14 protein-coding genes and 1 tRNA gene are annotated in these 14227 nt (G+C 35.6%); 4 read left to right on the top strand and 11 right to left on the bottom strand.

What is annotated here, in order from left to right:
- Positions 1-54: 54 nt before the first annotated feature.
- On the bottom strand, positions 55-459 hold the full coding sequence (locus tag CGC64_RS06700) for a hypothetical protein (RefSeq protein WP_005677136.1): 405 nt from the start codon (positions 457-459) through the stop codon (positions 55-57).
- 81 nt (positions 460-540) lie between these two features.
- On the opposite strand from CGC64_RS06700, the gene aroB reads away from it, so the two are divergent.
- Entirely contained in the window at positions 541-1602 is a 1062-nt protein-coding gene (gene aroB / locus CGC64_RS06695) for a 3-dehydroquinate synthase (protein ID WP_005677135.1), read from the top strand.
- Positions 1603-1718: 116 nt separating this feature from the next.
- Here the strand turns inward: aroB and CGC64_RS06690 are convergent, their stop codons facing one another.
- On the bottom strand, positions 1719-2585 hold the full coding sequence (locus tag CGC64_RS06690) for a helix-turn-helix domain-containing protein (RefSeq protein ID WP_005677134.1): 867 nt from the start codon (positions 2583-2585) through the stop codon (positions 1719-1721).
- Between the two features lie 625 nt (positions 2586-3210).
- On the opposite strand from CGC64_RS06690, the gene CGC64_RS06685 reads away from it, so the two are divergent.
- Positions 3211-3284: transfer RNA gene (locus tag CGC64_RS06685), tRNA-Pro, on the top strand.
- Positions 3285-3438: 154 nt separating this feature from the next.
- Here the strand turns inward: CGC64_RS06685 and CGC64_RS06680 are convergent.
- The 8 genes from CGC64_RS06680 to CGC64_RS06645 all read right to left on the bottom strand — a co-directional run bounded on the left by CGC64_RS06680 (position 3439) and on the right by CGC64_RS06645 (position 11251).
- Positions 3439-4272, bottom strand: a complete 834-nt coding sequence (locus tag CGC64_RS06680) for a hypothetical protein (RefSeq protein WP_005677132.1) — start codon at positions 4270-4272, stop codon at positions 3439-3441.
- Positions 4273-4348: 76 nt separating this feature from the next.
- Positions 4349-4798 (bottom strand): hypothetical protein, encoded by a 450-nt coding sequence (locus tag CGC64_RS06675; protein WP_005677131.1) that lies wholly within the window; start codon positions 4796-4798, stop codon positions 4349-4351.
- Positions 4799-4922: 124 nt separating this feature from the next.
- The gene (locus tag CGC64_RS06670; RefSeq protein WP_005677130.1) at positions 4923-6221 is read right to left on the bottom strand and encodes a hypothetical protein; all 1299 of its coding nucleotides are present in this window, start codon (positions 6219-6221) and stop codon (positions 4923-4925) included.
- Between the two features lie 24 nt (positions 6222-6245).
- Positions 6246-7238, bottom strand: a complete 993-nt coding sequence (locus CGC64_RS06665; RefSeq protein WP_005677129.1) for a PGN_0703 family putative restriction endonuclease — start codon at positions 7236-7238, stop codon at positions 6246-6248.
- Between the two features lie 554 nt (positions 7239-7792).
- Positions 7793-8794: a PriCT-2 domain-containing protein gene (locus tag CGC64_RS06660; RefSeq protein WP_005677127.1), complete on the bottom strand. Its 1002-nt coding sequence runs from the start codon at positions 8792-8794 to the stop codon at positions 7793-7795.
- A 54-nt stretch (positions 8795-8848) separates the two neighbouring features.
- The gene (locus CGC64_RS06655) at positions 8849-9223 is read right to left on the bottom strand and encodes a DUF6291 domain-containing protein (RefSeq protein ID WP_146109164.1); all 375 of its coding nucleotides are present in this window, start codon (positions 9221-9223) and stop codon (positions 8849-8851) included.
- A gap of 1 nt (position 9224) precedes the next feature.
- Entirely contained in the window at positions 9225-9581 is a 357-nt protein-coding gene (locus CGC64_RS06650) for a helix-turn-helix transcriptional regulator (RefSeq protein ID WP_032855130.1), read from the bottom strand.
- Positions 9582-9973: 392 nt separating this feature from the next.
- Positions 9974-11251: a site-specific integrase gene (locus CGC64_RS06645; RefSeq protein WP_032855110.1), complete on the bottom strand. Its 1278-nt coding sequence runs from the start codon at positions 11249-11251 to the stop codon at positions 9974-9976.
- Positions 11252-11819: 568 nt separating this feature from the next.
- Between CGC64_RS06645 and CGC64_RS06640 the strand changes: the two genes are divergently transcribed.
- Together CGC64_RS06640 and CGC64_RS06635 are read left to right on the top strand one after the other, a co-directional pair.
- Entirely contained in the window at positions 11820-13040 is a 1221-nt protein-coding gene (locus CGC64_RS06640; RefSeq protein WP_005677123.1) for an S-adenosylmethionine:tRNA ribosyltransferase-isomerase, read from the top strand.
- A 58-nt stretch (positions 13041-13098) separates the two neighbouring features.
- Positions 13099-13617, top strand: coding sequence for an NUDIX hydrolase (locus CGC64_RS06635; RefSeq protein ID WP_005677122.1), 519 nt, complete (start codon positions 13099-13101; stop codon positions 13615-13617).
- Here the strand turns inward: CGC64_RS06635 and CGC64_RS06630 are convergent.
- A complete protein-coding gene (locus CGC64_RS06630; RefSeq protein ID WP_005677121.1) occupies positions 13595-14137 on the bottom strand; it encodes a glutathione peroxidase in 543 nt (180 codons plus the stop codon). The genes CGC64_RS06635 and CGC64_RS06630 overlap by 23 nt on opposite strands.
- Positions 14138-14227: the final 90 nt, after the last annotated feature.

The raw sequence follows: 14227 nt of genomic DNA, 5'->3' as shown, positions 1-14227 counted from the left end.
ATAACAATGTCTTTTTGACAAATTGAATCGTAAAAGGTTTAATTGAAAGGAAAATTATCTTTTGAAGAATCGATCAACACGCGCTTTTTGTAGACCAAACTCCAAACAAAGCACATTAAATACCAAAAAAGTCAGAAAAGAAGAAGTATCCACATTAATGATATCCCTTTGAATGACACGCCACAACATTCCGCCGAATACAAAAAGGAAGGTCAAAAAGACTGCATTCCGAACCGCCGCATTCCGAATCTGCTCCGTTTCACGGCTTTCATTCTTGCTTAATGCAAAGATTATCAACAAGCATCCTGACATCATCAGCAACTTCGTACATTCTTTATAAAATAACAGATTATGATCGGTCACCATTCCTTGTATATACAGCACAGGAAGAATGAACAGAGCTATCAACAAGACCAAATATCCCACAGGACGACAAAATACGGGTAATAATGCTTTCATGATTTGAACGTTTTAACGAGACAAAAGTAAGTAAAAAAAGATATTTTATATACATTTGCAAAGTAAAAAAGCAAAAGAATCATGAGTAAACAAGAAGTTATTCTCTGCGAAAGCTTGGAAACAAGCCTTAGCCGCGCCATAGAACAGTGTCCGCATGACAAATTATTCATCCTCACAGACGAGCATACCCGGCGTCTCTGCCTGCCTGCCTTGAAGGAACTCCCCGCATTGAAAGATGCGATTGAAATCTGCATCGGAGCCGAAGACGTGCATAAGACACTAGAGACACTGGCTTCCGTATGGATGTCACTAAGTACCCAGGGAGCTACACGCCACTCATTGCTCATCAACCTTGGTGGAGGAATGGTAACCGATTTGGGAGGTTTTGCCGCCGCCACTTTCAAACGCGGTATTGCATACATCAATATACCGACAACTTTACTGGCAATGGTAGACGCCTCTGTCGGTGGTAAGACAGGAATCAACTTCAACGGACTGAAAAACGAAATCGGCTCATTTGCCCCGGCAAACAGCGTATTAATCGAAACAGAATTCTTACGGACGCTGGATGCACATAATTTCTTCTCCGGATATGCAGAAATGTTGAAACACGGACTAATCAGCAATACAGCACATTGGGCCGAATTACTGAATTTCAATACCTCGGACATTGATTATACTGCCCTCAAGCAACTGGTCGGCCGGTCGGTGCAAGTGAAAGAAGACATCGTAGAGCAGGACCCGTTTGAACATGGAATCCGCAAGGCCTTGAACTTGGGACATACGGTAGGACACGCATTCGAAAGTATGGCACTGGCAGAAAACCGTCCCGTACTCCACGGATATGCAGTAGCTTGGGGAATTGTCTGCGAACTGTATCTATCCCATCTCAAAGTAGGTTTCCCAAAAGAGAAGATGCGTCAGACGATCCAATTTATCAAGGACAACTATGGCGTATTCACATTCGACTGCAAGAAGTACGAGCAACTATACGCGTTTATGACACATGACAAGAAGAACACTTCCGGCACCATCAACTTCACACTGCTGAAAGATATCGGAGACATCCGTATCAATCAGATCGCCGACAAAGATACAATTTTCGAAATGCTGGACTTCTACCGTGAATGCATGGGAATCTGACCCAGTCCGGACAAAAATAAAAATATAAGGGGAATGGCTTCAACACCACTCCCCTTTCTTGATTCCCTTATTCTCCCATATATATTGATAATTGCATCGCAATCATCCCCACTTTCTCAATCCAAATGACTCATTCGATACTGGGACAATGACATCCCCGTATGTTTTCTAAAAAAACGTCCAAGCGACGATTGATTAGCAAAGTTCGTCCTAATTGCAATTTCCTGAATATTCAGACTCGTGTTTTTCAACAGAGCCTTTATCTCCAGTATAATATATTCAACAATCCAGTCTTTAGCAGACTTTCCGCTCGTTTCCTTGATTACCATGGTCAGGTATTTGGAAGTGATACATAATTTGTCCGCATAAAAGGCCACATCCTTATTCTCTTTGAAGTGCTTCATGATAAGGCTGAAGAATTTATTTGCCAATTCCTCTTTACGGGTATCCTTACGGGTATTCACCAACATCGATTCTTTCTCGTAAGCATTGAACAGTTCGAGATACAGATACCTCAGTAAATGAATAATCAATTCCCTCCTGTACGCGTCAGTAGACATCACCTTATCTTTTATCATTCCCAAATAGTTATATATCCGCAGAACATCACGTTCATTCTGAGGATAATAATAATGGCTCCGCATATAGAAAAAGAAATGCGGAGAAAAGCGCGGTACACCACTTAGGGCATCGCCGAACATAGAGGAAGATATTACCATTGTGACAGTTAAAAAGTCCTCACTAGGTTCACTGAATGAAACAAATTGTCCGGGCAACAATATGATTAACTCATCAGGTTGTATCCAATGCACGTCTTCGTGCACACTGATTTTAGCCGTTCCTCTCAAACTATATACAATCAAAGCTGATTGAATATTAGAAGGATAAGAAGTTAAAGGAAGATACTTCAGATTCTCATAATACTTGAAATCGTCACCTAAGACATATATCTCTAACGTTTCTTTGTTTTTGTTGTTTTGCATTTATCACCTCTCTCTTAAAGACTTTCCACAAATGTATAATATCCAAATTTACCATTCGTTAAAAAAGGAAATAAAGTATTATACAGAGGAAATTACATACTAATTATTTGCATTATTTTATAAACAAAACGCCCCTCCCTTAGTTCTTTACCCCAGTCTGTATTTAGATTTATTATAAACAGAAAAGTTTTTTATGGCATTCAAAAACAAAGAAATAGCTAATGCCGCACGTATGAGAACAGGTATATAGCAACTCATCTATTAACAACAAATTTCTTTCTGATTGACAGTAAACTTGCCATTAATTGATACTAAACTGATTGTGCACTGGAACAAACTATAAACGGAACTTGCATTTATAGATTGCAATTAATGAAAAACAACTTTGTTTCTTGATAATTGGAAGTTTACTATGAATGGAGAGGAACTTTTCTCCTAATGTCCAACAATTGGTTTACGGCAAGTCTGAAGAAGCTGCGCAATACTTTGTCATCCCTATCTTCACCGAGCCTCATTCTTTTAGCTCTATAACAGTTAGAAACCTTATTCAAGTGAATTGATAAAACAAAAATCAAGCAAATTATTTGCTATTTAAAAATTAATCAGTACTTTTGCAACCGCAATTCGGGATGTAGCTCAGCCCGGTAGAGTACGCGTCTGGGGGGCGTGTGGTCGCAAGTTCGAATCTTGTCATCCCGACTACTGGAAATCAGCCATTTACAACTAAGTAAGTGGCTGATTTATTTTTTAGTGGAACACATTTGGAACACTATACTAGAATAAGTATGAATAAAGGTGGCAATAATTATTAGACCATATTAGTATTGTCTGCTAGTTTATAGTATGATTAAAATCAATAGCAGTATTTTAAGAAGTCACTCTTTTTAATTTTCATCTTATAAAATTGACTATTACCAATCTCCGAACTAATGATTGTAAGCAATCGTTTCCACTTACGGTCAACATTTTCAAGCGGCAGACATGCTAACCATTCTCCAAAGTCTGATTTGAGATGCTCGTCATTCAAATATAATTTGCCTATGTTCGAAAATATAAAAGATTCGATGTCTTTATAGTAATAAAGCAATATGTTTTCATCATCAATATCAAAAAAGAAGTATAAGCCAGGCTGCTTGTAGCCATTATATACATATCCTATTACCTCTTTAAGAGGAAAATCTTTTATTACTAAGTCTTGAAAACGTTCAGTACGTTCATGTGTCACATTCCAATCTACAGTATTAATTTCCAACAATGTTGTTTTCAATTCACCATACACATACTCATGTAGGTTCGCTCTCACTTTGAAGCAATTGTATTCAACCATACTTACTGTTCTAAATTGGAGCCAAGCATCTAATTGTACGGCATTTGTCAACTTAGACTTACTATAACTAACAGACTTTTGACCATGATACTTGATGTCTGAAACATAACATGGGTAATTCTTATCGTAATTATCCCAATCTACAGTATCGGGGCAAAACCATTGCTTCAGTTTGTCAAACTCAATATTATCCGGACAATCAAACGTTGAAACATACTTGACATTGTTAAAATAATCAAGAGTAGAGTGATGTTTCCTCAAAACATAAGCTCTAGCAAGAAGAAACACCGCAACAGTGGATAGCACAATTACTAAAGCAATAGAGCCTTTTTTCCGATAGGAATTATTGAAAGTTTTCATATTAACTCATTTTTTAGTTATTAATAAATGCCTTATCTAAAAGATAAAATAAAGTCTACCTTCATCGGTTATGCGATTATTCTCTATAAATATCCTTTCGAATGATCCTTTGAAAATCTTTTTTCAAACAACGAATCAATTGAATGCGCAAACGAAAACGCCTACGATAGTTTATTTCATAAAGCCATACATGTCCTTTCTCAAAACACTCTGGAATATTCCGTTGCAAATACTCAAACTCATCGTTACTTAGTTTTTGCCCATAGCGTAAATAAACAACCATATACGTATCAACATAACCATAAATTGGTGCTTCTTCGTGCAACCATTTGACAAACATCTCATAAAATTCTCTGTCAGACTCATTTTCTTGTGTAAATTCATGAACTGACGGAATCGAAAATCTTGCAAGATAGTCTATTTCATCCGGACTAAAAATAGCTCCCCCTTTCATAAGGGGGACAGACGGTATTTTCAAGCCTTCTAAAAACTTTCTGAATGGTGTATTAATTTGGGTAACAATCATACATTTGGAAAATTTTATACATACATGTTTTTACAATAAACATTATTCATTCGAAAAATGCCACAAGCAACCCTCAATAAGCAAATCAATATTACAAATGCAAGAGATATGCCTAATAACTAAATCATCTGTAAATAGAGGTTATCTTATCATCTGTAAATACCAGCGTTGGACATTTTCGTTCTAATTCTATACCACTATAATAGCTGAGTGCTCCTAAAAGTCCTCCAAAACTCATACCTTGGGCAACCAAACTTGTATCAAACACCCATGATTCTATCGTATGTCCGCGAAATGTTGAAATACTTTTTTTATAAAATTTTTCCGCTTCTCCAAGAAGTTCTCTAACCATTTCTTTATTCATACCTAATGCAAACTCCTTCTTTAGAATCAAATTTCCATAATATTCGCCATACCTAGAAATACACCTCAGTCTATACATTCTTTCCTCTCTTAACTTTTCTTGCCTTTCACGTTCTTTGGCTTTCAGCATTTCTTGCCTTTTACGCTCTCTAATCCTCTGCTCTTCCAATCGTTTTCGTTCCTCAGCTATTTTCAACTTATCTAGTTCGCTTTTTTTTCGATAAACGTTATCACGAATTTCTGTCAGAGTCTTACTTTTTGCATAAATTTTCCTCCAATCTTTCTCTGTAAAATCATAAGATTTTAACCAATCTCCATTTAAAATTTCGCCATTGGCAAATTTTGTTACTCCTTTAGAAGGAACATAAATTCTTTTATTAAAATAAATATCATAAATAGAACCAGTCACATCACCCTTCTCCACTATACCAGTATAAATATCCCCATTCTTATAAAGAAGATTCACATTCTTAGAATTTTCAATAAAAGTATCAAATGCATAAAAACCATATTTCTTTATAGTATCTGGACTAATTACCACTTCCAAAGTTTTATCATCAAACAATATTTTTAGCTCATAACGGTTAGTAGATGTTTTTCGAAAAACAAGAGGATATTTCTCTGCATACGTATCCTTATGTTCTAAAATATCCAATGTCCTTATCTTTAATTTACCAACATTTTTTCTAACAGGTATTAACTGATTTGTTTTAATACTATTACTAATGATAAACAGTCCGCTTGTTACTTCATTATTCATACGCACAAAACCTTTATAATTTCCTTTTATGCATGGGTAACCATAATTTATTGAATAGATTCCACTAATTATAGTATCGCCAGTCTGAGTCTTGATAAAACTCAATTTTTGCCCTTCAACGAACCGGTCTTTATAGACATACCCAACAGCCGTATAATTATATTTCTTATACTTTATCGTCTTGAGTTTTGCTTTTTTAGACACCATATTTACTTCTTTATCTTGCGCTAATAATACAGAAGTTAGTACGTTAGTGCATACAAATAAAAGAATTAATAAAATAATGTTATGAGTTTTCATTACACACTCTCCTATTTCATTTGGTTACAAATACCTATCTGTTAGATAATTACAATACGTTTCATTTTCATCATAGAACTCTTTTGATAGGTTTATAATTACTTCTTGATAGGTTATATGACTAAACTTTATATTGTCCTTTTTAGCAATTTCTGCAAATTGTTCTATCTCTTTTCTATGCTCACTCCCCTCTTTTCCTATCGCATCGTACCAAAGATATAAGAGATGAAAATTGCGTTTGAGTATCAAATTCCTTTTACCTTCTTCAAAATGATGCTTTTGAACAAGATTTGAATTATACTCGTCACTATTCTTTTTCAGTCCCAATATGTGTTTTATTAATTGTGCCGCATCTAAATACTGGAACTTAGTATCATCAGGAGAAATTTCTTTTGCTAATTCATACAGATTAGGCAATCCGTTCCAAAAAGAGAGATTTTCAACATACTTTTGTTTGAGTCCTCCATGTTTTCTACTGCTATATGGTTCTGTAAATTTAGACTCAATACCAATAGTAGACAGTGGAGTATAAATCACAACATCAATATTGGGTGAATGTGGGAATTGAGATTTATCTCCACTTATCTCAAACTGCTCCTCAAATTTAATTTCGTAATTGAGTGGAGAAGGAATTATGGGAATTTTTTCAGAAGAAACAGAACCGACATTCTTAATCAGATAGCCTACCTTAGTAGTTCTTGAAGTCAATTTGCATGCATTTAGAATCGGGCAAACATCTTTTCCCTGCCAATACTGGAACAGATTAACCACAATCGCAGAAGATGAATGAAGTGCTTTCATTTTTGCCAATCGTGTTTTAGAATCTTTTGTTTCGTTCCCGTCACCCGAATTATAAGAATCTAAATTCTCCTTAGACAACGGCTCAAACAAATTATCTGCTAAACTATACAAATAGTTTTTCTCTCCTTTGTTGGGAATTGTACCTCCTAGTAGATTGAAGTTTTTTCTTTTTGCCCAACTCTGTTGTTTCGATTTAATAAAATCTAATCCATTCATAGTAATTAGTAAAGTTGCGTCATTCGACTCCTTTAATGACAGGATTAGACAAAAAGAAAGTGTGGAGCCATTCGTTTATTGTGTAGGAGGTTCTGACAAAACCCAAAAGCAAATAAACAATACTCCACACCTGTTTAGTATATGTCTTTTGAACATACGCTACCCAAGTGATGAATGTCATTGCTTATCCCTGCTTTTTTGAAACTGTCAGATTTCCTACACAGGATAAAAGCGAAACACTTTCACTATTACATTTGCCACTATTTGTGACTTTGCAAAGATAGTAAAGTTACTTAAAATAACATTCCGATTAAAGAATATTGTTTTCTTTGCTCTGGGTTATATTATTAATACGATAATAAAAATTAGAAAAGAGAAGAAGAAAAACACTTTTTCACTCTTCTCTTTTCTAATTTTTATCTTCCAATCCTCGTTAAATATTGATTATAAATAATTTAAGTAAATCATCTTAATTAATTTGCAAGGTTACCCCCTTTACTTCATTATCATTATTTAACTATTCTAGATATTATCGAGATTGTAACTCAACACAATTACCTATATTTTACTCCATTACATTCACATAAATAAAAAAATGTTCCAATTTTAATTCCTCCCTCATTTCTTTGGTATTTCAGACATTTATTATATTGATAATCACACTCACCTTCATCGTACCCATAATATCCTTTATACATACGACTAACCAAATGAAACCAATGTCGTCCATTTTCTCCATACTCAGACGCTAATGCACACCCTACCTTAAACCAATCTTTATATTGGGAAGTAATATCAACTCCATTTTCTACAATAAACGAGATAGCTTTTTCAATGCGGGCACGGGTTTCATTCCTTTCTGTTACCGGTCTTATCATATCATTTGCCCACTTATCTATTTCCAGCATATGTGTAAATGGAATGGGATTTGGATTATAATAAGGCTCTGCGTCATAACTTCCTACTCGCAAACTAACAGGGCTTTTTACACCTTTGTCTATTTGCAAATTAAACACCTTATTCAGAAACAATTCAAGAGCCGCAAAATGCTGTTTATGAAATTCCGAGTGTGATATTCTAAAAATCAGAAATATTCCGTCTCCACCAATTGACACTCCGGCATAATATAAACTATTAAAGTATTCTCCCAATATAGCTTTACATTCAGGTAAATCAACCATTCGATTATCTTTAGAATCAATATCAATACATAATAAGTTAGTATGTTTAATAAGGGCAGACTCTCGCCTTTGATTGAATGTGCCACTTGGCGTGACACATTCAATACTTTCTTTTATCTTTTTCCTTATTTTTTCATCGGTATTAGTTCTATACAACTCGACCTTTTCTTTAAATTTACGAGTATGCAAAAAGCTACTTAGCTTCACTTCCCTAATTGGTTCTTTACTATAAAAGTTCTCAAATAAAGATACTATTGGTTCTTCAAAAGGAGAAGTAAAGATTATGCAACTTTCCTCTTTCTTTTTATTTTTATTTTTTTTCTTTTCCTTATTAGAATTGTCATTCTTATTAAGGACGTTTTTCATCATATCCATATGATTAATTATTAATGGATTAAACGTGTTTTCTATTCCAAAACGGAACAAGATTTATTCTAAATAGAGCGTATTTTCATCATTATCTTCAAAGCTATCGTCTATAATTGAGGAACTTTTTTTTCTTGGTAATTGTACCTCTTCATTAAGCTTATCCTCAAAATCAGATATCTTTTTTTGTCTCTTACTCTTAACTCTTCGATTGTAATTTCGAATAGTCGCATCAATATTAGGCTTAGCCATTTTCAAGATAATCGCTACTTGTGGTGGTAAATCCTGTATTTCTTCTTGAGTAAGAGCATATTTTGCAATCGCTTCATACGCTAACAACCTGTTTTTCTTACTTAACAGTTCTATCGCATCAAAATATGAGCGATAAAAAACAAAAGTTTCTCTCTCCATGTTTTCTTTACTAATTATTGTTTTCATGTTAATCATTTTTTCTTGGTTTAAAATTAATTTCTTTCTTCTCTCTTTTTTTAAAAGATTCTTCAAAAGTTTCAATGCAATCAGATTCTAACCATTTATTGATTTCCTCCCGTTTAAAGAAAATTCTCCGTCCACCGTGCGCTGGCTTATGAAAAGGTATTTTCCGCTCACAAGTAAGCTTATAAATAGTAGCTCGTTTATAACCTGTCAACTCTGAAACCTCTTGAATGGTCAGCATTTCAGTTTGAACGTTCTTCGATAATGTTGCTTCTTTAAGTGCACTTTCAATGATAGCCTTTATTTGACTAACTGTTAAATGCACAACCAACACGTCATTGCAAATAAATTCGTTTTTCATAATCATTTTTTTTCGCTATAATTAGAATTCTAAAACAGCAATTTAGCTCAACTATTAAACGAATCCATTCAACAAAAAGTTCAGCAATACTATAACACTAATATTCAGGTAATTACAAATAAATTAAAAAGAAAATCATGTACATAACAAAGCATATCCTTTTATACACCTTTTTTTAAGAGAAACATCACATATTTCAGCTTGTTTCGTTGGATGTTTTTAAGAGGAATTATCAAGTAACTTATATTCATCCGTTCTTTAAGAATCGGAATAAAGCCATAAACATTTTGATTTTAAATAAGTCTTTTCTCTAAAAGCCTATTTTATATTTTAGTTTAAATTCTACTTAGGTTTAATAAACTACGAATACCCACAGAAACGCTATCTCAAAATTACACGTCATATAAAACCTTTGCAGCCTCATCTATTACAGTTGTATCAAAGCTATCTAAATAAGTATTGGTAGTTTTCATATCTGCATGTCCCAACATTTGGGAAATATGTTCACGGGAAACATCATTGCGTTGCAACATCATCGCCATAGTATGCCGACTTACATATGTTGTCAATTTCATATCAGTTATTTGCAGTTCCTTTGCTAACTCTGCCAAATAATCATTATATTTTTTATACCTGTAACGGATGTGATTATATAGTTTTTCTCCGGTATAACCACTAATAGAAACTATTGGTACAATAAAATCATCCACTGTAGGGCTACTCTCTTTAAGGCTATCTAATAAACGCTCAATTTCTTTCGTTATTTTAATCTTAATAGGTTTCACCCCTTTTTGATGTTGTATTTTATGGCGTTTGTAGACAATATACTCTCCACCATTGAACTTTACAATATTGCTTCTTGTCAAATATGCCATATCAATAAATGATATTCCATAGCAATAAAATGACAACAGAAATAGTTTGCGAGCGTACTCTCGTTGTGGCTTTTCCGAGACAGTATTTCTTATTTTTTTCCAATATTCTAAAGGAAGATAACGCTTTTCTGTTTCTTCATCCAGTTTTGCTATTTGAAAACCACCTTTACCAAAAGGATAAGTTTTCTCCGTTGCTTCTTTTTCTTGGATAGCCTTATTTAAAATGCTGCGCAATGCTTTAAAATAGTACTTTCTTGTATTTCCTTTACATCCTCTCTTTTGAAGGAAAATATCGAATCCATTTACAAACTTTATATCAATCTCTGAAAATACCTTTTGCTCCAATCTACTATCATAATGTTCAAGCATATTTAAAGTTGCAGCATAACAATTAGCATTACCAATATGCCCCGTTTCACGTAAAGTATTGATATGGTTCTCCATATAAGCTTTTATCTTCCCTTGCTTCGATTTATTCAAGAAAGCGTCTGCAAATTGATTTAAAGTCCAATCTATGCGTTCTCTCCGAAAGCCTTCTATTATTTCTTGTGCTTGCAACCTATATCTATTCAGTAAATAATTATACTGCTTGCGTTTTTCGTTTTCTTCTTTCTGCTTTTTATCTCTTACATTTTTAAGAATACGGAAACATTCGTTTTCCTCATCCCAGTATCCACTATCCGCAAATATGTTTAAGGAAAAATATCTGCGTTGCCGTTCCTTGCATATTCTTAGACGAACAGCATATAATCCTTGTGCATTAGCAACATCATTCCTTTTTATAAAACTTATCATGCTCAATATCTTTTATATCGTTATGAGGAGCATTTACTCCTCTATATTAGCAATACGATAAAAAAAACAGAGATTCTTATTTTTCATACGTCACAAAACGATAATAGATTGATAATCAAGCTAGCACCATTAAAGTTAAAAATATCTAAAGCATTTAGATAGAAAAGTTCAAGGTTTATCCTCTAATAATACCTCGACATTTAGACAAACGAATCGGTTCAGAAAACAATTTTATTCATTATCTTTGTGCCCAAACTAAAATAACGTGTATATAGCTCTTTGTTTAGTGGAACACATTTGGAACACATGTAATCAAAATAAGTAAAACTCAATAAAAGATACTCTTTTGATTTACAGCTACATACACAATTAATAAAAAGTAATATAACCAATGGATTATCATAAAAATACCTCTGGGGGGCGTGTGGTCGCAAGTTCGAATCTTGTCATCCCGACGAATTGATCTTCAAGAGGTTAGAGTAAAATCTAACCTCTTTCTTTTTATTCCAGGATGAAAGCTAAAAAATATGGGACAAGCAACAAATAGAACTTATTATACCAAGCAACAATGAAAGAGAATCCGAAACATATCCATATTAGCGAATACAACTATCCATTGCCGGATGAACGTATTGCCAAATTCCCGCTACCCGTTCGCGACCAGTCGAAACTATTGGTGTATCGCCACGGTGAAGTGACCGAAGATATTTTCACTTCCTTACCGGAATATCTGCCGAAAGGAAGCCTAATGATATTCAACAATACAAAAGTCATCCAGGCGCGCCTTCACTTCCGCAAAGAAACAGGTGCACTGATTGAGGTATTCTGTCTCGAACCGATTCAGCCCAATGATTATGTACTGAACTTCCAGCAAACGGAACACGCCGCATGGCTCTGCATGATCGGCAATCTGAAGAAATGGAAGGACGGGACACTGAAACGGGAAATGACCGTCAAAGGCTTTCCTATTACTCTGACAGCAACGAGAGGAGAATGCAAAGGTACCAGCCATTGGGTAGACTTCGCATGGAATAACCCCGAAGTAACTTTCGCCGATATCCTCGAAGTGTTCGGAGAACTTCCTATTCCACCCTATCTGAACCGGAATACGGAGGAAAGCGACAAGGAAACATATCAGACTGTTTACTCCAAAATAAAAGGTTCGGTAGCCGCACCTACTGCCGGATTGCATTTCACCCCGCGAGTACTGGAAGCATTGCAGGAAAAAGGCATAGACCTTGAGGAACTGACATTGCACGTAGGGGCAGGAACTTTTAAGCCGGTGAAAAGCGAGGAAATTGAAGGACACGAGATGCACACGGAATATATATCCGTCAACCGGAATACAATCAAGAAATTGATCGACCATGACGGTTGCGCCATTGCCGTAGGCACCACTTCCGTGCGCACGCTCGAAAGCTTGTATCATATAGGGGTCACATTGGCCGATCATCCGGACGCTACGGAACAGGAACTGCACGTCAGACAATGGCAGCCATACGAAAAGTACGACCAGATTCCTCCGGTTGTTTCCCTACAAAAGATATTGGGGTATCTCGACAGAAACGGGCTTGAAGCACTTCATACCAGTACGCAGATCATCATAGCTCCCGGTTATCAGTATAAAATAGTGAAAGCAATGGTTACTAATTTCCACCAGCCGCAAAGTACCTTGCTTCTATTGGTTTCCGCTTTCGTGAAAGGGAACTGGCGCACGATTTACGATTATGCCCTGAGCCACGATTTCAGATTCCTGAGTTATGGAGATTCTTCCTTATTAATACCGTAAAAATATCTATTGTAAGTTACGATATAATCTTGCTGATAAGAAAATAATAGCGACTATTATGCCAAGTGATAATAACCAAGAAATGTTTCCCGTTGTCGATGAACAGGGAAATATCACCGGAGCCGCCACTCGTGGAGAATGTCATAGCGGCAGCAGATTGCTTCATCCGGTTGTCCACCTGCACATCTTCAATACCAAAGGAGAGTTGTATCTACAAAAACGTCCCGAATGGAAAGACATCCAGCCCGGGAAATGGGATACAGCCGTAGGCGGACATATTGATTTAGGAGAAAGTGTAGAAATAGCTCTGAAGCGGGAAGTCCGTGAGGAGTTAGGCATCACGGACTTTACTCCTGAGCTTCTGACTCATTATGTGTTTGAGTCCGAACGTGAAAAAGAGCTCGTATTTGTTCATAAAACAGTTTACGACGGTGAAATCCACCCCAGCGACGAACTGGACGGAGGACGGTTTTGGACGGTCAAAGAAATAAAAGAGAACTTAGGCAAAGGCATTTTCACTCCCAACTTTGAAGAGGAGTTGAAGAAAGTATCCCTTATTTCTTCTCTATCCAAGTAAGGATTTTCTCGGAGAACGGACTCTCTTTGGGGGCAACGAACCCAATCCAGTTTCCGTTCTCGTCAATCATAAACTTTTGAAAGTTCCACTGGACCGGGGCATCCTCTTTCCCATTCAGTTTCTTTTCTGTCAGCCATTGATAAAGCGGTGCCATATCTTTGCCCTTAACAGAAATCTTGGACATCATCGGAAAAGTGACATCATAGTTCAATGAACAGAACTTGGCAATTTCCTCATTACTTCCCGGTTCCTGCCCCATAAAATTATTAGCAGGGAAGCCGATAATAACAAAGTTCTTATCCTTATACTTCTCATACAATTCCTGCAACTTGGCATATTGTGGAGTCAGTCCGCATTTGGAAGCTACATTCACTACCAGCACTTTCTTCCCTTTCAAAGATGAAAGAGGAAATTCCTTACCGTCAATTGTTCTCACAGTGAAGTCATAAAAAGACTTATTCTGTGCTTCCAAAGAAACCACACACACCATGGCTATCACCATTAAAATAAAAGATTTCATACCTGACACATATTAAGTTCGTTTTTTATTAAACGAACCGATATGGAAAAATGTTTGATTCAAATTAGGTTATTTATCAATGTTTTACCC

Origin of the sequence: Bacteroides caccae, assembly GCF_002222615.2 — a bacterium.
Lineage (GTDB): Bacteria > Bacteroidota > Bacteroidia > Bacteroidales > Bacteroidaceae > Bacteroides > Bacteroides caccae.
This window is presented reverse-complemented; position numbering and strand designations above follow the sequence as displayed.

Bases quoted from the DNA above. Each gene is read 5' to 3' on its own strand.
- CGC64_RS06660 (WP_005677127.1), bottom strand. From the start codon at position 8,794: ATGGATATGATGAAAAACGTCCTTAATAAGAATGACAATTCTAATAAG.
- CGC64_RS06630 (WP_005677121.1), bottom strand. From the start codon at position 14,137: ATGAAATCTTTTATTTTAATGGTGATAGCCATGGTGTGTGTGGTTTCT.
- CGC64_RS06700 (WP_005677136.1), bottom strand. From the start codon at position 459: ATGAAAGCATTATTACCCGTATTTTGTCGTCCTGTGGGATATTTGGTC.
- CGC64_RS06635 (WP_005677122.1), top strand. From the start codon at position 13,099: ATGCCAAGTGATAATAACCAAGAAATGTTTCCCGTTGTCGATGAACAG.
- CGC64_RS06680 (WP_005677132.1), bottom strand. From the start codon at position 4,272: ATGAAAACTTTCAATAATTCCTATCGGAAAAAAGGCTCTATTGCTTTA.
- CGC64_RS06655 (WP_146109164.1), bottom strand. From the start codon at position 9,223: ATGAAAACAATAATTAGTAAAGAAAACATGGAGAGAGAAACTTTTGTT.
- CGC64_RS06690 (WP_005677134.1), bottom strand. From the start codon at position 2,585: ATGCAAAACAACAAAAACAAAGAAACGTTAGAGATATATGTCTTAGGT.
- CGC64_RS06670 (WP_005677130.1), bottom strand. From the start codon at position 6,221: ATGAAAACTCATAACATTATTTTATTAATTCTTTTATTTGTATGCACT.
- aroB (WP_005677135.1), top strand. From the start codon at position 541: ATGAGTAAACAAGAAGTTATTCTCTGCGAAAGCTTGGAAACAAGCCTT.
- CGC64_RS06645 (WP_032855110.1), bottom strand. From the start codon at position 11,251: ATGATAAGTTTTATAAAAAGGAATGATGTTGCTAATGCACAAGGATTA.
- CGC64_RS06640 (WP_005677123.1), top strand. From the start codon at position 11,820: ATGAAAGAGAATCCGAAACATATCCATATTAGCGAATACAACTATCCA.
- CGC64_RS06650 (WP_032855130.1), bottom strand. From the start codon at position 9,581: ATGAAAAACGAATTTATTTGCAATGACGTGTTGGTTGTGCATTTAACA.
- CGC64_RS06665 (WP_005677129.1), bottom strand. From the start codon at position 7,238: ATGAATGGATTAGATTTTATTAAATCGAAACAACAGAGTTGGGCAAAA.
- CGC64_RS06675 (WP_005677131.1), bottom strand. From the start codon at position 4,798: ATGATTGTTACCCAAATTAATACACCATTCAGAAAGTTTTTAGAAGGC.